Annotated in this window: 17 protein-coding genes; 7 read left to right on the forward strand and 10 right to left on the reverse strand. The window is 55.2% G+C overall.

The window, feature by feature from the left end; genetic code table 11:
* The 3 genes from SYN9616_RS0109450 to SYN9616_RS15610 form a co-directional block, all read left to right on the forward strand.
* A partial coding sequence (locus tag SYN9616_RS0109450; RefSeq protein ID WP_232200279.1) for a phospholipase D-like domain-containing protein occupies window positions 1–241 on the forward strand: 241 nt, incomplete at its 5' end.
* A 129-nt stretch (window positions 242–370) separates the two neighbouring features.
* Window positions 371–1,396 carry a reprolysin-like metallopeptidase gene (locus tag SYN9616_RS0109455; protein WP_028952862.1) on the forward strand — a complete coding sequence of 342 codons (1,026 nt, stop codon included), beginning with the start codon at window positions 371–373 and terminating at the stop codon, window positions 1,394–1,396.
* A gap of 45 nt (window positions 1,397–1,441) precedes the next feature.
* Window positions 1,442–1,849, forward strand: a complete 408-nt coding sequence (locus SYN9616_RS15610) for a hypothetical protein (RefSeq protein ID WP_051411001.1) — start codon at window positions 1,442–1,444, stop codon at window positions 1,847–1,849.
* A 16-nt stretch (window positions 1,850–1,865) separates the two neighbouring features.
* Here the strand turns inward: SYN9616_RS15610 and SYN9616_RS0109465 are convergent, their stop codons facing one another.
* Window positions 1,866–2,105 carry a hypothetical protein gene (locus tag SYN9616_RS0109465; RefSeq protein ID WP_028952863.1) on the reverse strand — a complete coding sequence of 80 codons (240 nt, stop codon included), beginning with the start codon at window positions 2,103–2,105 and terminating at the stop codon, window positions 1,866–1,868.
* A 28-nt stretch (window positions 2,106–2,133) separates the two neighbouring features.
* A complete protein-coding gene (locus SYN9616_RS0109470) occupies window positions 2,134–2,562 on the reverse strand; it encodes a hypothetical protein (protein WP_232200280.1) in 429 nt (142 codons plus the stop codon).
* Window positions 2,563–2,603: 41 nt separating this feature from the next.
* Between SYN9616_RS0109470 and SYN9616_RS0109475 the strand changes: the two genes are divergently transcribed.
* Window positions 2,604–4,262, forward strand: coding sequence for an alpha-D-glucose phosphate-specific phosphoglucomutase (locus tag SYN9616_RS0109475; protein WP_028952865.1), 1,659 nt, complete (start codon window positions 2,604–2,606; stop codon window positions 4,260–4,262).
* Window positions 4,263–5,300: 1,038 nt separating this feature from the next.
* Window positions 5,301–6,425, forward strand: a complete 1,125-nt coding sequence (locus SYN9616_RS0109480; protein WP_156918752.1) for a hypothetical protein — start codon at window positions 5,301–5,303, stop codon at window positions 6,423–6,425.
* A gap of 59 nt (window positions 6,426–6,484) precedes the next feature.
* On the opposite strand, the gene SYN9616_RS0109485 is transcribed toward SYN9616_RS0109480, so the two are convergent.
* The 3 genes from SYN9616_RS0109485 to SYN9616_RS0109495 are packed head-to-tail and all read right to left on the reverse strand — an operon-like array spanning window position 6,485 to window position 11,436.
* Complete coding sequence (locus SYN9616_RS0109485; protein ID WP_028952867.1) at window positions 6,485–6,790, reverse strand: hypothetical protein; 306 nt, start codon at window positions 6,788–6,790, stop codon at window positions 6,485–6,487.
* Window positions 6,790–10,239, reverse strand: coding sequence for an efflux RND transporter permease subunit (locus SYN9616_RS0109490; RefSeq protein WP_028952868.1), 3,450 nt, complete (start codon window positions 10,237–10,239; stop codon window positions 6,790–6,792). Before SYN9616_RS0109490 ends, SYN9616_RS0109485 begins: the two co-directional genes overlap by 1 nt.
* 9 nt (window positions 10,240–10,248) lie before the next feature.
* On the reverse strand, window positions 10,249–11,436 hold the full coding sequence (locus SYN9616_RS0109495; RefSeq protein WP_028952869.1) for an efflux RND transporter periplasmic adaptor subunit: 1,188 nt from the start codon (window positions 11,434–11,436) through the stop codon (window positions 10,249–10,251).
* A 95-nt stretch (window positions 11,437–11,531) separates the two neighbouring features.
* Here SYN9616_RS0109495 and SYN9616_RS15615 point away from each other — a divergent pair, with 95 nt between their 5' ends.
* Entirely contained in the window at window positions 11,532–13,745 is a 2,214-nt protein-coding gene (locus tag SYN9616_RS15615; RefSeq protein WP_037990906.1) for an AAA family ATPase, read from the forward strand.
* 35 nt (window positions 13,746–13,780) lie between these two features.
* Here SYN9616_RS15615 and SYN9616_RS0109505 read toward each other — a convergent pair whose 3' ends face one another.
* The 3 genes from SYN9616_RS0109505 to SYN9616_RS15625 all read right to left on the reverse strand — a co-directional run bounded on the left by SYN9616_RS0109505 (window position 13,781) and on the right by SYN9616_RS15625 (window position 15,646).
* Window positions 13,781–14,416 (reverse strand): hypothetical protein, encoded by a 636-nt coding sequence (locus tag SYN9616_RS0109505; protein ID WP_028952870.1) that lies wholly within the window; start codon window positions 14,414–14,416, stop codon window positions 13,781–13,783.
* A 98-nt stretch (window positions 14,417–14,514) separates the two neighbouring features.
* Window positions 14,515–15,033, reverse strand: a complete 519-nt coding sequence (locus SYN9616_RS15620) for a hypothetical protein (protein ID WP_051411002.1) — start codon at window positions 15,031–15,033, stop codon at window positions 14,515–14,517.
* Between the two features lie 19 nt (window positions 15,034–15,052).
* Window positions 15,053–15,646 (reverse strand): 4'-phosphopantetheinyl transferase superfamily protein, encoded by a 594-nt coding sequence (locus tag SYN9616_RS15625; protein ID WP_051411003.1) that lies wholly within the window; start codon window positions 15,644–15,646, stop codon window positions 15,053–15,055.
* Window positions 15,647–15,717: 71 nt separating this feature from the next.
* Between SYN9616_RS15625 and bcp the strand changes: the two genes are divergently transcribed.
* Entirely contained in the window at window positions 15,718–16,185 is a 468-nt protein-coding gene (gene bcp / locus SYN9616_RS0109520) for a thioredoxin-dependent thiol peroxidase (RefSeq protein WP_028952871.1), read from the forward strand.
* Here bcp and SYN9616_RS0109525 read toward each other — a convergent pair.
* On the reverse strand, window positions 16,163–16,906 hold the full coding sequence (locus SYN9616_RS0109525; protein WP_028952872.1) for a type III pantothenate kinase: 744 nt from the start codon (window positions 16,904–16,906) through the stop codon (window positions 16,163–16,165). The genes bcp and SYN9616_RS0109525 overlap by 23 nt on opposite strands.
* A gap of 2 nt (window positions 16,907–16,908) precedes the next feature.
* On the reverse strand, window positions 16,909–17,700 hold the full coding sequence (locus tag SYN9616_RS0109530) for a phosphoadenylyl-sulfate reductase (protein WP_028952873.1): 792 nt from the start codon (window positions 17,698–17,700) through the stop codon (window positions 16,909–16,911).
* Window positions 17,701–17,730: the final 30 nt, after the last annotated feature.

The following is a 17,730-nucleotide window of genomic DNA, read 5'->3' on the forward strand; positions in this document are numbered from 1 at the left end:
CCACAAGTTTGCGGTGATCGACAACAAAACTGTGATCACAGGCAGCTTCAACTGGTCACCCGCTGCCTCACACACCAACGACGAAACCCTGCTGGTGATCCACTCACCCCAACTCGCCAAACACTTCACCCGTGAGATAGATCGCCTCTGGGACAGCGCTGAGCTGGGGATTACACCTCACATCCAACGCAAACTCGATCGTCAACGGATCAAGTGCGGGGATGGGGTGGAGAGGGAATGAGAGGGATTGAAGGCTAGAGTTAGAAGGCGTGAAGAGCACTAAGAATCATCGAAAGGGATTAAAAATTATCATCTTGCTTGAACTACTAACTATTAGGCTAATATAGACATACCGGCAGCCACATTAACAATGAAAGAAATTTTGACCACAGAGCTGATCCATTCAGACGAGCTAATCAGAGACATGAAGAAAGTAGTCGGCGACGATTTGACATTAAAAGTGTATATATCTCCCGGAAATGAATCACATACTGCTTGGGATGACGAAGCACAAAAAGACATCAAAACCAAGACTAAAGCCCCTGACGACTGGCAATACAATATTATCAGGAACGCATTTTCAAGAATAAATTCAGAGCTAGGAGTTACGATCAAAGAGGTTTTCGAGGAAAGCGATTCTGACACTCAAGTCAAGCTGACAACGGTCCCAAATGCAGACGCAGTCAATGGTGAATGGATAAGAAGCTGGGACAAAAGCGGCGTTACTGATATCTATCTTTCAATGACCTATCAATCTGGTCTTGATGGCTCTAAATATCCGGATGCTCATAAGAATCCTGATAAATACCAACATATTGATTGGGAAAGATCAGAGTGGAAAAAAATATTTGTTCATGAGCTAGGTCACCTTATAGGACTTGAGCATCCATGGGATAAAGAAGATGGAGACTGGGCAGTTAAAAATTCAGACATTAAAACAGTTGATACAATTATGGGCTACGAAAGTTATGACTTAAATGGCAACATCATGGACTGGTTTCAGGAGATCGACTCAAAAGCACTCAGGGAAATCTGGGGGACAGCTGATTCTCCAATATCAATAGATAGTGCGGAAGATAAATCTATCAATAAACCATCAAAATTCAAGAAGAAATCAGTAGACAAAATCACCAATTTCAATCCTTCGACTGACACTCTAAAAATTGATGCTGACAGCTTTGGTATCGATAGCTCTGCCACCTTTGCCGCTGGCAAAAACAAAAAAGTGGTCAAAAAGCAACTTGCAAAACAAGATTTTGACGTCCTCTATGACCAAAAGGCAGGTGGGCTTTACTTCAACGAAAACGGCGCAGACAAAGGCTTTGGCGATGGCGGCATGATTGCCATCCTCAAAGGCGCTCCTGATCTGAGCTCAGGCCATTTGGCGTTCATTTGATCCCCGCAGCCGAAGAACCCTTGCTGATCGGGTCAGAATGCCGCCATGAACAAGACTGTCCTTTCACCAGCGCTGCTGCTGTTGTTTGCTCTGGCCCTGCCAGCAGGGGCTGCTGAAAAATACGTTTCCTGGCCCAGCAAAAATGAGCTGCGTCAGATCCAGATCGATGCCTTCAGCTGTTCACGGGAAAATTCCGAGTCGACCTGTCAGAGCGCAAGGCGCAAGGCGGACGGCCTGATGGATCATCCACGGCTGCCGGGCGTTTGTAAGGACGTGCTCTGGAAGCTGATGGAGACGGCGAAGGTGGCCCCTGCCAACACCTACAAACGGCGCGACGAGATTGATCAACCCGCCAGGCGACTTACGACCATCTGTGCAGAACCGATCAAGAAGAAAGATCCCAAGAAACAGGGTGGCCCCCAGCCCAACAATGGACTTGGCTTCGGGGCCTGATTCTGAGGTGTAATCCTTAGTCGAAATCGAAGCTGAACCGCTGTCCCTGCATCAGTCGGCCCACCTCGCCACGAATCTCCTCAAGCAGGGCACCGCTGACTTCAGGATGCTTCTTGATTTCATCAACAAAACTCTGAACATCAGCCGCCGTCAGGCCGTGGCTGGAGATCTTCTCGTTCACCTTGGACCGGAAGCTCTCCAGTAGAGCTTTCTGGTCATCGTTGAGGGGCTGGGCACTTGGATGTTTGATTTCCATCTGGGAGGAGAAAGGAAAAAGAGATTGGTCAGCGGGACACTGCTTCATCACCAAACATCTGGAGCAGCGTCTCAGAGGTGGAGAGCATCTCTCCCATGCTGAGTTCGCTCTCCTGGCCGGCGATGTCGTTAGCCAGCTCACACACGGAGGAGGAGCGACCCGCAGCATCGCAGCTGTTGGACAATCGCACCATGGCATTGGACAGCTTGCCGCGCAGGCATTCCTCCGATCCGCCCTCACCGATCACCGCTTCAGCGGCCTTGACTGCTCCGGCGGAGGCCTCCGGATATGGGTCGGCCCGTTTCCAGGCCGGAGAAGCAAGAGCTGGAGTCGGCCAGAACATCAAGCCCTGGAATCCAGCCAGGAACAGCAGCAGCAGCGATCGGTGCATACCAGAGCCGGAAATGAGAAGTGTGTGGCTGGCGACCACAACTGGACGTTGATAACACGCTGCCACGGTCTTCCGTGTTTACGTTTCAGGTAGTCCCACTCTTCGTGATGACCACCTCGGCCCCGGCGGATCCGACCCAGCGTCAGGTACGCCTCGAGACCCCCTTCACAGACCAGAAGCCAGGGACCTCCGGCCTGCGCAAGAGCAGCAGCCAGTTCGAGGAGCCCAATTACCTGGAGAGTTTCATCGAGGCGTCGTTTCGCACGCTGCCGGGTGTGCAGGGGGGAACCCTGGTGCTGGGCGGAGACGGCCGTTATGGCAACCGCCGGGCCATCGATGTGATCCTGCGGATGGGCGCCGCCCATGGTCTCAGCAAGGTGATCGTCACCACCGGAGGCATCCTCTCAACACCAGCGGCCTCAAACCTGATTCGCAAACGCCAGGCCATCGGCGGCATCATCCTCTCCGCCAGCCACAACCCTGGAGGTCCAGAGGGCGATTTTGGCGTGAAGGTGAATGGCTCCAACGGTGGACCGACACCCGCCACATTCACCGACGCGGTTTTTGAGTGCACCAAAACCCTTGAGCAGTACTCCATCGTTGATGCGGCAACGATTCCACTCGACAGCACCGGACTGCACAGCATCGGCGCGATGCAGGTGGAGGTGATCGATGGCGTCGATGACTTCGTCGCCCTGATGCAGGAGCTTTTCAACTTCGAGCAAATCCGCGATCTGATCCGCAGCGACTTCCCGCTGGCCTTCGATGCCATGCACGCGGTGACTGGGCCTTACGCCACGCGCCTGTTTGAAGGTCTGCTGGGTGCTCCAGCCAGCAGCGTGCGCAATGGCGTTCCCCTGGAAGATTTCGGCGGTGGTCACCCCGACCCGAACCTCACCTATGCCCATGAGCTGGCTGAGCTGCTGCTCAAGGGCGACGACTACCGCTTCGGCGCCGCCTGCGACGGCGATGGCGATCGCAACATGATCCTGGGGCAGCACTGCTTTGTGAATCCCAGCGACAGCCTCGCGGTACTCACCGCCAATGCCACGCTGGCGCCGGCCTATGCCTCCGGCCTGGCGGGAGTGGCCCGCTCCATGCCCACCAGCGCTGCGGTGGATGTAGTGGCCAAGGAGTTGGGCATTGCCTGCTTCGAAACGCCGACCGGATGGAAATTCTTCGGCAACCTGCTGGATGCCGGCAAGATCACCCTTTGCGGAGAAGAGAGTTTCGGCACCGGCAGCAATCACGTGCGCGAAAAGGACGGGCTATGGGCAGTGCTGTTCTGGCTACAGATCCTGGCTGAGCGTCGCTGCAGCGTGGCCGAGATCATGGCCGAGCACTGGAAGCGCTTCGGACGCCACTACTACTCGCGTCACGACTATGAAGCCGTGGCCAGCGAAGCGGCCCATGGCCTGTACGACCGCCTGGAATCCATGTTGCCGAGCCTGTTGGGTCAGTCGTTTGCCGGACGCAACATCAGCACTGCGGACAACTTCAGCTACACCGACCCAATCGACCAGTCGGTCACCAAAGGGCAGGGGCTTCGCATCCTGTTGGACGACGGCAGCCGCGTGGTGGTGCGTCTCTCCGGCACAGGCACCAAAGGGGCCACGATCAGGGTCTATCTGGAAAGCTATGTGCCCAGCAGCGGCGACCTCAACCAGGATCCCCAGATCGCCCTGGCGGGGATGATCAGAGCCATCAATGACCTGGCCGAAATCCAGCAACGCACGGGCATGGATCATCCAACCGTGATCACATAATCGAGTTCATGATTGGATGAGCTGGCTATCTAGACCTAGAGAAACATTTGGCAATTTGCAAAATGAGTCTTCCCTTTAAGAGAGTGGAGAAACTTATTGATGACTCACCAGTAAGATGATGGCAGCCAACAAACACAGAGTCAGCAAAGCGTAGCAACAGATACCCTTGACTTGGAGCCGCCGGACTACAAAAAGATCAGTACTTGAATATTTTTATGTCGAAGCACCAAGCAAAACGAAGCCACACAAAAAGCAATTCATAAACTTATATGCTATGCAGCACATCCTCACTAAGCACTTCCCAAAAAGCCTTCATCTCAATATTCAAAATCTAAAAACCTCGTAGAATTACAAACAGAATAAATCTCACTCAGTTCCTACATGACTCTTATACGACCGGACAATGTCCCCCCCCACGTTTGGAATGAATTTCGTCAAAACGGGAGACCTGACGCTCCGACACCTTCGCCCGGCCAGAGAGGACCAGATATGTGCGGTGGGCATGCAGACAGGCATAACAATAAATATCTCATTGGACCAATTAATAGCTCAATAACAGGCCATGAATATTTAGCTACTGTTACAGTAAAAAATCGCAGTAGGGAACAAGGAGGCCGTCATACTGTTAACCGTTGCAATGCAAGATTTCGTGGATCATGGAACGAAAGATTTGCCAGCCGAGTCAGGGTTCAATTCGAAGCTCTTCCGAGGCACGGTTTTAACAACAATCTATTGAATAGATCCGTCCAAACGCGACAATTCGAGCTCATCAATAGGCACAATTATCGCAATTGGGGATCTGCGCGTCCAACCAATTGGATTCGGGTACCACGACCCATGCAAATTCCAGGTAGCCCTCGTCAGTCGAGAATGTGGCCAAGAAATTCTTATGTCATCAATAGCACTCAAAGGGGAGATATTTACAATCTACGGAATCGTTACCTTCACAACACAATTAATTTCCTGGGAGCTCGACGAGTCCAAATTCGTTTCAACTTACCTAACAATAACAAGTTGCAACCCCTTAGACAGCTTGACATGAGATATTTTCGCGACAACTTTACGCAACATTTTGGATATACTACGGTACGGAATTTCTCAGAAGAAAGGACCAATTATGTTTATGACGAAGATGCCCAGATAGCAACCGGGCAGGGCCTCTGGCATTTTGTTCATCACAACAACCTGCCTGAGAACCACTTTCAAACGCGCACCAACAACAGTAATAAGCAACTGAGAGGTTTTAGTCGCATTTCACACGATGGTTTTGATATCCCCAACCAGAGCTTAAATGCACTGAATCATGCAACACATAATTCTTCTGAACAACCTACTCACACGTGGCTAACTTATATTTTGGCACCCGAGTCTGGCAAATATACATTTTCGTATCTCAACGCCAGCCAAAATAGAAATGTCAATGATGAATTCCAATTTTATAAAATCAGCGCATCGCCGGAAGAAACGGGTGAGAAAGCGAGTTTAATCGAATCTTTTCCAGTCAAACTTGAGAAAGACGATATTGTGATGGCTTATGGGCAACATAGTGATCCAATTAAACCGTTGGGCTGGCAAATATCAGATAAAAATAGAGCCAACTCTAGTGGAACAAACAACGCCACCGAGGTCCCGGCATCGGCGATGTTTTTATCTTCTCAAGCCGCAATCCTTTCCAAGGGAATTGATGAAATCAATGCTGAAGGCTCCGACAATACAGCGACTTTTCAAATCTTCTCAACTCGACCTACTTCAGACCAATCTTACCAAGTTCGCGATGCCCTAAATATCCAGCCTCCCGAAAATAAAAATCTAGCCTTTAACCCAACGGCCTTTGCTCCCGATGAGGATGGTCCACAAAGTACCCACATCTTTCATGACTATCGAATCAAACCAGAGGAACGTATTGAATTCAAGACTCTTGATCTAGGCGTTCCAGACATTGAGTTGCCAACTAATATTTATGCCGCAGATTTCAAAGTTGGCGTACTACAGGATCTCTATGCAGAACGGCAATCAGGCAACGCTTCAAATGAATACGAATCAATCAGGATAAACCTTGATGATTCATTCTTTGCAGGAAGAAATATGATATCAGAGCAAAACAACTACGACATACCCATCATCGATTCAGCTCCATTCTTATCACTTTCTCATTCAAGTTAATAGTTTCAGAATCGGTCCATAAAGACTTTTTCTGGCATTTGGCGTGAATAACCCAACCCTCAGCGACGACGGCTGCCGCGGTGGGGGTTGTAGCGCTTGTAAGCGTCGTCGGTGGTTTCTTCCTGCAACTGCCGCATCGATTCAATCGAGAAGCCGGCAAGGCCGCCCGAAGCGATCACCATGATCACAAAAAGACGGGTGCGCTGATCAGGGATTTCAGCGGGACTGTTCTTGATCAACACCGTGATGAAAAAGGCCACTGCGGCCCCAATCACACTGCCGATGGCAATGGCCGCAAGAACACGCGCCCCACTGAACGGCTTGGCTTGATTGACCTCTGGATTCCGTGATGGCGTTGGATCCATTAGCTGGGCTGGGGCGTGGGTTGGAGATCACTGGATCCTCCTTCTCCTCCCTCCGGAGGCTTGGCATCCGCCTGACCCAACAAACTCTTCATCACCACGAAGAAAACCGGCACCACAAGGGTGGAGAGGAACGTGGCCACGAGCAATCCGCCAAACACCACAAGACCCAGGGAAGCCTGGCTCTGAGCTCCAGCACCGCTTGCGAGCATCAAGGGGAGGAAGCCCGTCAGCGAGGAGATCGACGTCATCAGGATCGGGCGAAGTCGGGACTTCGCAGCAAAACGAGCGGCATCGATTGCCCCCATGCCTTTACCCATTTGCTGATTGGCCAGGTCGACAATCAAGATGGCGTTTCCTCCCGCCAGACCGATCAACATCACCAGACCCACCTGGGCATAGATGTTGAGAACCTGGCCGGCACCGCCGAGGAATACCAGGGCACCCAACAGAGCCGTCGGCACCGTCAGCAAAATGATGATCGGGTCGGTATAGCTCTCATACTGAGCGGAAAGCACCAGGAACACCGCCAAAATGCCGAGGGCGAAGATCACAACAGCCAGGGATCCTGCCTTGACTTCCTCGCGGGAGATGCCGGTCCAATCGAAACCGAGTCCCTGGAACTTTCCGTCTTCAAAGGTCTGCTTCATGGCCGTAATCGCCTGACCAGAGCTCCGACCAGGAGCCGGACTTCCTTCCACCTTGATCGAACGGAACAGGTTGAAGTGCGGAATCACACTGGGACCATTGATCGGCTTGATCGTGAAGAATTCCGATAACGGAATCTGTTCTCCGTCGTTGTTGGAGACATAGCTGGATGTGAGCTGCTGGGGCTTGGATCGGTTGATGTCATCCGACTGGACATACACCCGGCGAACCTTTCCCTCCTGGAAGGTGTCGTTCACATAGGCACCACCAAAGTTGACACTGAAAGCTGACATCGCACTGCCGTAATCCACTCCCAACGACGCCATCGTTTCGCGATCAACGGTGATCTCGTACTGGGGCGATTCAGGTGCGAAAAGGGTATAAACACGATTCAAGAGAGGATTCGCATTACTGTCTTGAATGATTTTTCCGGCCGAGCCAAAGAAATCAGACAGGGAATAAGCACCACTGCTGCGATCAAGAAGCTGGAATTCAAAACCTGCTCCAGTTCCATAACCGGGAATGGACGGCGGCTCAACGACGATCACACGACCGGCATCAATCTGGTCGTAGAACTTTTTGTTCAACCGTTCAACAATGGCCGCAAGAGATTGCTCTTTTTTCGTCCTCTCATCCCAGTGTTTGGTTCCGAAGAAGAACAGGCCTTTGTTGGGAGCGTTACCGTCAAGGCTGGCGCCACTGAACAGAGCAGCAGAGGCAATATCAGGCTCTGATCTCAGGATTTCGGCAACCTTTCGATTGATTTCAAGGGTTTTTTCGTTGGACACACCCTCAGGTGCCTGAACAAAACCAACAGAGAAGCCCTGGTCTTCAATCGGCACAAAGCCAGCAGGAACACGGGTGAAGGCGAAACCCGTGAGAAGAATGCCCACCGCCAAAATACCCATGACGACAGGACGGGCCTTCAATGCCATGTCGAGGATGCTCGAATAGCGGCTTTCAAATCCGCCATAGAAACGGTTGAACCCGGAGAAGATGACAGGGACAAACCAGCCCACAACCAAGCCGATCCCTGCAAACAACACCACCGGAATAGGATTGGAAAAGAGCACACCTGTGGTGATCAAGCCCACCACAGCACCTCCAACGGCAAACGGCAACCTGAGAGGAAGTCGGGTGACTTTTGAAGCCACAAAACCAACGATGCCGCCAATGATCGTGGGGATCAGCGCTTGCGCTGCTCCGTTACCAGCACTAAGCAAGCCGTAAATGAAACCGAGGGTGACACCGGCGACGGCATACTGATTGCGATTGAGTTCTTTGGTTTCTCTCGAGAGCAACAATGCCGACAGCATCGGCGAGAACGTGAGCGCGTTGAAGGTTGAGATGCTGATTGAGAACAGAATCGTGGCAGCGAACTGCTTGTAAATCGTTCCCGTAGCGCCTGGGAAGAACAACACGGGGATGAACACGGCCATCTTCACCAAAGAGGTGGCGATCACAGCGCTGAACAATTCGTCCATGGTTTCCATGGCCGCCTGAACTGCCGTTCGGCCCTCCTCTCTCTTGGCAGAGGTGTCCTCGACAACAGTGATGGCGTCATCCACCACCAAACCTGTGGCAAGTACCAGGCCGAACAGGGTGAGCTGATTCAACGAGAAACCGAAGGCCAACACCAGGCCAAACGTGCCGATCAGCGCAACTGGGATTGCGATCGCAGGAACCAACGTTGCTTTCCAGTTCTGAAGAAAGAGGAACAAGATCAACACCACCAGGATCACAGCGTCCCTAAGGGAATTGGTCACACCCTTGATCGATTGATTAATGAAGTCGGTGACATCGAAGATTTTCTCAACTTCCAAACCAACGGGAAGTGTTTTTTCGAAGTCGCTGATCACATCCTTCACGCCATCGGAGACGACAATGGCGTTACTACCAGTGAGCTGATAGATCGCAACACCAACAGCGGGATTCCCACGAAGATCGATCGCATCAACTCCATACACTTCACCACCGAGGCTCACTCTTCCAACGTCTTTAAGCCGGATCAGACCACCATCATCCGTCGTTTTGAGAATGATGTTCTCAAATTCTTTCTCAGAAGTCAGTCGACCCTGGAGCTGAACAGTGAAGGTAAATTCCTGGCCTTTCGGAGCTGGAGCACCACCAATCTTTCCAGCTGGAACAAGACGGTTTTGACTGCGCAATTGCGTGACCACATCATTCGCGGTGATGCCGTTAGCAGCCAACTTCTCAGGATCCAACCAGAGGCGGAAAGCGATTTTGCGGTTGCCGAAGTAAACCACTTCACCAACACCTTGCACCCGCTTGATATTATCTGTAAGGTTCTTATCAAGATATCCACTAATTGTTTCAACGCTGTATTCAGTCTGCGAAGGATCTTTGTTAATGAAGTTGTAAACCAACAGGGCTGAGGTCGACGATTTGTTGACCGTGACACCCGATTTACGAACTTCCTCAGGCAGCTGGGGTTCAGCCAGAGCAACCCGGTTCTGAACATTCACCTGATTGATGTTGGCGTCCGTGCCGCTGTTGAACGACACGCGAATGGAACTCACGCCATCGGCTGAACTGTTGGAGGTGATGTAATCCATTTCCTCCACACCGTTGATCTGCTGCTCAAGCACTGAGGTGACACCCTGCTCAACAGAAACGGCATCAGCTCCCACATAGGTGGCTTGAACCTTCACCGTTGGTGGAGCGATATCAGGGAGGTTCTCAATTGGCAGGATTGGAATAGCGATCAAGCCAACGATCACAATCAGCAGACTGCAGACCGTGCTGAGGACCGGCCTGGTAATGAAGTTATTGGAAGCAGACATCGATCAACCTCAGTTCTCTTGAGCTGGAGTCGCCGAGGCGGCGGCGTCCTTGGACAAAATCTGGACAGGCATGCCGTGCTTGAGGTTGAGCAGGTTGGTGGTAGCCACCTTTGCGTTAGGTATCAGGCCCTCTGTGATCGGATAGAGGTCATTCTCCAGTTCACCCAGTTTCACCGGTGTCTGGATTGCAAACTGCGTGCTCGCTGGGATTTTGCCGGCCTCAATAGCTTTCGTCAGTGTGTCGATATCGGCCTTGCCGGGGTTGGCCTTGAGCTCCTCGAAGCTGCCAAGACGGAACACAAAACTCTGGCCCGAGGTCTGGGTCACCGCTGCGAAGGGAACCGACAGCTCATCTTTGGCCTTGATCAGAACGCGGGTCCGAAGACGTTGACCATTCAGCAGTTTTCCATTGGGATTGTTGAACACGGCTTTGACCAACAGGCCCTGGGTCTTGGTGTTGATCTGAGGGTTGATCGTGTCCACCTTGCCGGTGGCGATCACAGCGTCACTACCGGGGGCGCTGAGCAGCACCGGCTGGCCAATGGCCAATCGTTCTGAGAAGACAGCCGGCACCTCGACACGCGCCTCAAGCTCGTTGTTCTGAACAATGCTGGTGAGGGTTTGCCCCTTGTTGATCACATCACCAACCTTCACCAACACATCGGAGATGAATCCTCCAGAAGGAGCCCGCAGGTTGCTGTAGCTGAGATTCGCCTCAATGGACTTGATCTGCTCCTTGGCGGAAATCACCCGTTCACGAGCCGTGTTGTACTGCGTGCGGTAGCTGTCGCGCTGCTTCTCGGAGGCTGCTCCCTGCTTGGCCAGATATTCGTAGCGATCAAGGTTTGTCTTGGCGGTTTCGGCCTGGGCTTCCTCCTCCGCCAGCTTGGCTCTGGCTCTGGCGAGCTCAGCTTGGGTCTGCACCTGATCGAGCACCAGAAGCAACTGACCGGGCTCAACCTGATCTCCCTGACGGATCTTCAGCTCGAGAATGCGACCGGACTCCTGGGCTGCCAGTTCAACCCGGCTGGTGGCTTCCAGGGTGCTGACGGTATCGACGCCTTCGGTGAACTCAGACTGCGTGGCTGTCGCCGCCTGCACTTTCGGCGGTGGTGGCTGGGCCGGTTCCTCACCTTTGCAGGAGCTGACTGTGATCAGGGCAGCGAGGGGAAGAAGCAGGCGCAGCGGTCGACGCACGTAACGAGTGTCTCTTCGCGGATTATGAGCACGATCTCGCGAGATGACGACTATCCACAGCAAGCGGCACAATTGACACCACGCGGTTTCGCGGCTTGAGCCAGGACCTCTTCGCGTTTCATGGCGAACAACAGCGTCGCCGGATGGCCCCGCTGGCCGATCGCATGCGCCCCCGAAATCTCGATGAATTCGAGGGACAGAGCGGAATCCTGGCTGAAGGGCGACTGCTGCGCCGTGCCATTGCCGCCGATCGCGTCGGCAACGTGATCCTGCATGGACCGCCGGGGGTGGGCAAAACGACCCTGGCGCGGATCATTGCCAACCACACCCGCGCTCACTTCAGCAGCCTCAATGCCGTTCTGGCAGGGGTAAAAGACCTCAGAACCGAGGTGGATGCCGCCCGACTGCGGCTGGAGCGCCATGGACTGCGCACCATCCTGTTCATCGACGAGGTGCATCGCTTTAACAGTGCCCAGCAGGATGCCCTGCTGCCCTGGGTGGAGAACGGAACTGTCACCTTGATCGGTGCCACCACCGAGAACCCTTATTTCGAAGTCAACAAGGCCCTGGTGAGTCGATCATGCCTGTTCCGGCTCACCCCACTGGAGCCCGACGATCTTCACCAGTTACTGCAACGGGCGATCGATGACCCGGAACGGGGCTACGGCCAGCAAACCGTGCAGCTCAGCGAGGAGGCCGCCTCCCATCTCGTGGATGTGGCCGGAGGAGATGCCCGAAGCCTGCTCAATGCCCTTGAGCTCGCCGTGGAAAGCAGTGAGCTCGATGAGCAGGGAGCCATCCAGATCGATCTGGCCATTGCTGAGGAATCGATCCAACAACGAGCCGTGCTGTACGACAAGCACGGCGATGCCCACTACGACACGATCAGCGCCTTCATCAAGTCGCTGCGGGGGTCCGACGCCGATGCAGCGCTGTTTTGGCTGGCCCGGATGGTGGAAGCAGGAGAAAATCCACGCTTCATTTTCCGGCGGATGCTGATCGCTGCTGGAGAGGATGTCGGCCTCGCGGATCCACAGGCGGTGGTGGTGGTAGAAGCCTGCGCTGCCGCCTTTGATCGTGTTGGCCTGCCAGAGGGGCTGTACCCCCTTGCTCAGGCCGCCATTTACCTGGCAGGTGCTGAGAAAAGCAACAGCGTGCTGGGCTTCTTCGACGCTCTGAAAACGGTGCGTGCCGCCAACCGTCAGGACGTTCCCAGCCACCTGCGTGATGCCAATCGCGATGGGGCGGCCTTCGGCGATGGGGCGGGCTATCGCTATCCCCATGCCTACGCGGAGCATTGGGTGGAGCAGCAATACCTTCCCTCCCTGTTGCAAGGGGAGGTGTTCTGGCAGCCAGGGCATCTGGGCTGGGAAGGTGAGCGGCGGGAGCGCATGGCGGAGCGCCGGGCCGCCCAGCTCGCCGCGGCCGCTGAGCTGGCGGTGGAGCAGCCGCTGCTCCTGAGCAGCGGACCGGACAGCCCTGCGGTGGATCGCTGGATCCAGCGTCAGCTCGGCCAGGAAGGGGAACGACTGAATCGACTGCGGCAGCGGCTTTGGCAGGGGGTTTCATGGCAACGGACCGATCGGGTGCTGCTTGTGGGCATGCGCTCACTGCTCTGGGCCATTGATCCTCTGGCGAAAGTTCCCGAAGGTGGTGTGACCCTACTGGCGGCATCGGAGGAGGATCGTCTCCGCCTCGAGGCCCAGCTCGACCTGCTCGATGCGGAACGTCGCCCCAAGGTGCTCGGCGGTGAGCATGAGGCCCTCAATGAGCTGCTGCCAGAGCACAACTTTGAATGGATCGGAGGCCGACTCGGCGCACTCGACCTGCAGCAACCGCACAGATCAGAGCTCTGGTCTTGCCTTGCTGATCGCTGCACAGCCAACACCAGGTTGCGGCTGCTGGTCAGCCGGCCTGAAGCAGGACCTGCCACGGCCTTGCTGCACACGCTCCGGCTGTCAGGCAAGAGCCAATCAACCAATCAGCCCGCGCTCAAAACACTGCTGGACGAAGAACAACGCTGGCTCAGTGGACTCAAGGGACCGGCCAAGCAGCTCAAAAAGCTGGGATGGCAACTGGACGAGGAGGACTGGAACGAAACGCTTGACCTCGGAGGCGGTGCAGCTCTGGAACAACGCTGGTTGGCGGAAGGTTCCGCCTATCGCCTGGCCATGCAGGCAGTCGACCAAACCGTGTTGGAAGAACTTCGTCCAATGCTGCGACAGAACAGTGAGCCAGGCCTGGCGCTGCCGATGCACCACCAACTGCTGACGGGCCGTTACCAGGCCACAAAAAAAAGCCCCGGTTGAACCAGGGCTTAATGAACAAAGAGCTCAGGGCCTGATCACCACAGGGGACGAGCAGGAGCAGGAGCGGGAGCAGAAACTGCAGGCTCAGGAAGAGCAGAGTTGGCCTGCACGCAAGCGGGCAGGAACACATACCAGGAGAGAAGGGAGGTGCACTGAGCGTCGCCTTCGCACTTGTCAGGAGCACAGACGTTCTGAGCACCGTCGTAGGTGTTGCAGGTGTCAGCCAGACGGAAGTCGACTGGGAGATAGCTCATGATTCCAGCAGAGGACAGCGAGCCGTCTACGGAGTCAAGGATGATGGCGGAACGAAGTGCAAAAACCGCGGTGCTCTTCATCTTCCAGTAAGGGAAGTAGGAGCGGGTCTGATCCTTGAGGAACTTGACACCGTCGGTGGAATAGAGGAAACGGGTAACGCCTACTACATCGACCGAATAGGTCTTGGACAGGCCTTCCTGAATTTCTTCAGCGGTCCAGCCGGAACCGTTAATACCGGCCATCAGTGCCCGGTCGGTGATTTCACCGGAGCTGAGGAAAGTTTTGAAAGCGCTGAAACTGGTGGACCAAACAGCACCACCAGTGTTCCAACGAACAGGAGTGGCAGCTTCAGCTGGAGCAGCCAGAGCAGCGAGAGAGGCACCAGCAAGGAAGCCGGCGGCGAGACGAGTGAACACGGACGACAAATGGGGACGTCATTCGAAAAATAGCCGTGAAAGGAAAATCCGCCAACAAAACGTTCAGGTTCAGGATTGTCTCCTCACTGATTCAAGTCTCAACTCTTCGTTTCCGGGATATCGATGCCGATCCAGGACGCCGGACAATCACTTGTGAAAGGTTGCAGAACCTGCTCGCGATGTCCTTTGCAATACCTGGTGGACAGACGGTTCTCGCGACGTTTCACAAGAGCCAGATATGCCGTATCGCCACGTCCTGGCTCGATCCAAAGCCTGGTTGAGCTGTCATCACTGCGGACCGTCGTTTTGGCCTTCTCCATGGGTGTCAGTCCCAGCTCGACAAGAGAACCGGCAAATGCCCCCCAGTAATGACGCGTCATCTGTCCACGCGTGAAGTCCTGCAGCAGAACCTCCGCCTCGCGTTGCTGATCGAGGCTGAACTCACGTTCACTGAGCTTCGACTCAAGAACTGTTTGATCAGCCGCAATAGCAAGGGTGGAGCTCCCGTCCAATCCGATCACTCGCCTTGGTCCCACTAGGCCGGAGGTCCCGATCAACATCAGTGCCAGAGCCGCGGCAGCGCTGCTCAAAGCCACTCCACCTGAACGGTCGCCCATCAACCTTCCAAATGACGCCTCAGAGTAGGCAGACCATGTGCTTCAGTCCGGCGGTTCCAGCGTTGTTGGCAATCGCCATCCACCAGTGACCAACAGTTAGATGCTGCAGCCGCACCTGCAGGCCATGGTCCTGATGTCTGGCATGAGCCTGCGATCCACTCCAGGACCACCGCGAAAGATCAATGGCAAGAGAACCTTCCTGCCATTTGATCGCCGCCTCTTTGGCGATCCACTGACGCAGAACCTCGCGCCGGAGAGCTGCCGTTGGCAGCCCGCACAAGGCGGCTCGGTCATCGGTGTGGAAAAAACGCTGAGCCAGGGCAGCAGCATTGAAAACTCGATCTGATCGCTCCAGATCAACGCCGATCGCTTGGCGAGACCAGCTCAGCAGCAAGGCATCACTGGTATGGCTGATGCTGACGTAACCCCAGCCAGGCTCCAGTTTTGGAGCCACCCCAGGGGGAGCCCTCAGGGGGATGCTTTGTGGCGACACCCCAAAACTATCCGCCAGGCAGGCACGCAGCCAGGAGCGGGAGCGGCGGAATTGTTCCGAGTGTTCTCCCGTCAAATCAGCGGCCCAATCAGACTCCTGCTGCGAAAGGCTGACGGGCATCTGCAGCCAACGTTCAGCCGTAACCAGCCAGAGGGCCGTTACGCTTCCGACACCAAGTTCCTGCTGGTTTCGTGGCTCTTCAGATCGGTGATCCCGCACCCGATTTCACACTCCCGGATCAGAACGGTGACCCCGTGAAGCTGTCCGAACTGAAAGGTCAGCGGGTCGTCCTCTACTTCTATCCGAAGGACGACACTCCCGGATGCACCAAAGAAGCCTGCAATTTCAGAGACCGTTGGTCGAGTTTTGAGGAGCATGGAATTCGCGTGCTGGGCATCAGCAAGGACAACGCCACCTCTCACGCCAAGTTCATCGGCAAGCACGAGCTTCCCTTCACCCTGCTCACAGACCTGGAGCCTTGCCCTGTCGCCGCCAGTTACGAGAGTTACGGCCTCAAGAAATTCATGGGGCGTGAATACATGGGAATGATGCGCCACACCTTCGTGATCGATGCCGAAGGAAAGCTGGAACGCACTTACTTCAAAGTGAAGGCCGCCACCATGGCCGACACCATCCTCAGCGATCTCGCTCTGGACTGATCGTTTCGATCCACGTCACCAACCCCTTCAGGACCAGATCGGGATCCGTTGTGACATCGGTTTCGATTGGGGAGCTGCCGGGGTCAAGCAGCTCCCGTTGGAGAGTCATGGAATCGCCACCACAGATCCAGAGACAGGCACCCGAGCGCTTCTGAGCGTCCCGCACCGCTCCAGCCATGGCCTGCAGAGCACCGCGCACCATGGCTGAAGCAGTACCCCGGGGGAAGCGATCACGGGGCTCATCCCCCAGATCTGGAAACACCTCTGGACAGACCAACGACTCGGTACCGACATCCATCGACCTCAGCTGCAACCGCAAGCCCGGACTCAGCTGTCCGCCGACAAAGGCCCCATCCGCATTGAGCAACGTGAGGCTCAGAACCGTTCCGGCATCGGCAAGCAGCAAGCCAGAGCTGAGATCCATGCCGGCCAGCTGACTGTTCTGCCAGGCGGCCCAGGCGCCAAGGACACGATCCACACCCAACCAGTCCGGACAGCCCGGCAGGGGAACATCTGCGCTCGTCAGTCGATCCCGATGCTCGAGGTCTGCATCAACGGGTATCGCTCCCACCGCCGCCCAGATCAATCCACGCTGGTGCTGTCCAGCGATCAGGCGAGCGCTGTCCGGGGGACCGTGATCAAATCTCCAGTGCTCTCCGTCCTGTTCGGCCCAGTGCCAGCGGCTGTTACCAATCAGCAGGCCACGGGAGACGGACGGCACCGTCAGATGCCGTCTCCCATCATTCCCTCAGCGGACGGCTGTGGAACATGAATTCCACACTCCTGTTTCAGACCGCCGAATCGGGTGTCGCGACCGCTCTGTCCGGCAGCATCCGGTCCACTGGAATGCCAATCGCCAACCGTTGAGTACCCCTGTTCAAACAAAGGATGCTGGGGAAGATCGTTCTCCTGCATGTAGTAGTAAACGTCTTTGTTGGTCCAATCCAGCAGGGGGTGCAGGGCCAGGCGACCCCGGATGGGATCAAGCCAGGTCATGGTCTGTCGGTGATCCGTCTGCTTCCGTCGCACCCCGCTGGCCCAGCAGTGAATGCCGAGGGATGAAAACGTTCGCTCGAGGGGATCGACTTTGCGAAGCCGGTGATAAAGCTCGAGGTCTGCCACATCACCCGTTTCCCAGAGACGTCCATGCAGGGCCTCCATCCGAGCCGGGGAGAGCTGAGCCTGGGCCACGACAAGGTTGATTCCCAAATGCTGCGTGAGCGTGTCGGCGTAGCGGTAGGTCTCGACGGGGAGATAGCCGGTATCCACCCAGATCACTGGGATCTGGCGTCCAGCGGGTTGTGAGCTGAGCATGTGCAGCAACACCGCCGACTGGATCCCGAAGCTGGTGGTGAGGGCAAATGTTTTGGGGTAGGTCTCCAGTGCCCAGGCCAGCCTCTTCTGGGACGACAGGCCAGCGAGTTCCGAACGAAACAGTGCCAGTTCCTTCGCTGCAGTCGCTGCCGTCTCACCGGAAACCGCTGTGCCCACCATGCCGTCAGACGTCTCCGTCATTCCATCATCTTCCCCTGTCACCGACCCTGA

This window comes from Synechococcus sp. CC9616 (assembly GCF_000515235.1).
GTDB lineage: Bacteria > Cyanobacteriota > Cyanobacteriia > PCC-6307 > Cyanobiaceae > Parasynechococcus.

What these genes read in the sequence shown, in the direction of transcription:
- SYN9616_RS0109455 (WP_028952862.1), top strand. Translation starts at nt 371, where the DNA reads ATGAAAGAAATTTTGACCACAGAGCTGATCCATTCAGACGAGCTAATC.
- SYN9616_RS15610 (WP_051411001.1), top strand. Translation starts at nt 1,442, where the DNA reads ATGAACAAGACTGTCCTTTCACCAGCGCTGCTGCTGTTGTTTGCTCTG.
- SYN9616_RS0109465 (WP_028952863.1), bottom strand. Translation starts at nt 2,105, where the DNA reads ATGGAAATCAAACATCCAAGTGCCCAGCCCCTCAACGATGACCAGAAA.
- SYN9616_RS0109475 (WP_028952865.1), top strand. Translation starts at nt 2,604, where the DNA reads ATGACCACCTCGGCCCCGGCGGATCCGACCCAGCGTCAGGTACGCCTC.
- SYN9616_RS0109480 (WP_156918752.1), top strand. Translation starts at nt 5,301, where the DNA reads ATGAGATATTTTCGCGACAACTTTACGCAACATTTTGGATATACTACG.
- SYN9616_RS0109485 (WP_028952867.1), bottom strand. Translation starts at nt 6,790, where the DNA reads ATGGATCCAACGCCATCACGGAATCCAGAGGTCAATCAAGCCAAGCCG.
- SYN9616_RS0109490 (WP_028952868.1), bottom strand. Translation starts at nt 10,239, where the DNA reads ATGTCTGCTTCCAATAACTTCATTACCAGGCCGGTCCTCAGCACGGTC.
- SYN9616_RS15620 (WP_051411002.1), bottom strand. Translation starts at nt 15,033, where the DNA reads ATGGGCGACCGTTCAGGTGGAGTGGCTTTGAGCAGCGCTGCCGCGGCT.
- SYN9616_RS15625 (WP_051411003.1), bottom strand. Translation starts at nt 15,646, where the DNA reads ATGCCCGTCAGCCTTTCGCAGCAGGAGTCTGATTGGGCCGCTGATTTG.
- SYN9616_RS0109530 (WP_028952873.1), bottom strand. Translation starts at nt 17,700, where the DNA reads ATGACGGAGACGTCTGACGGCATGGTGGGCACAGCGGTTTCCGGTGAG.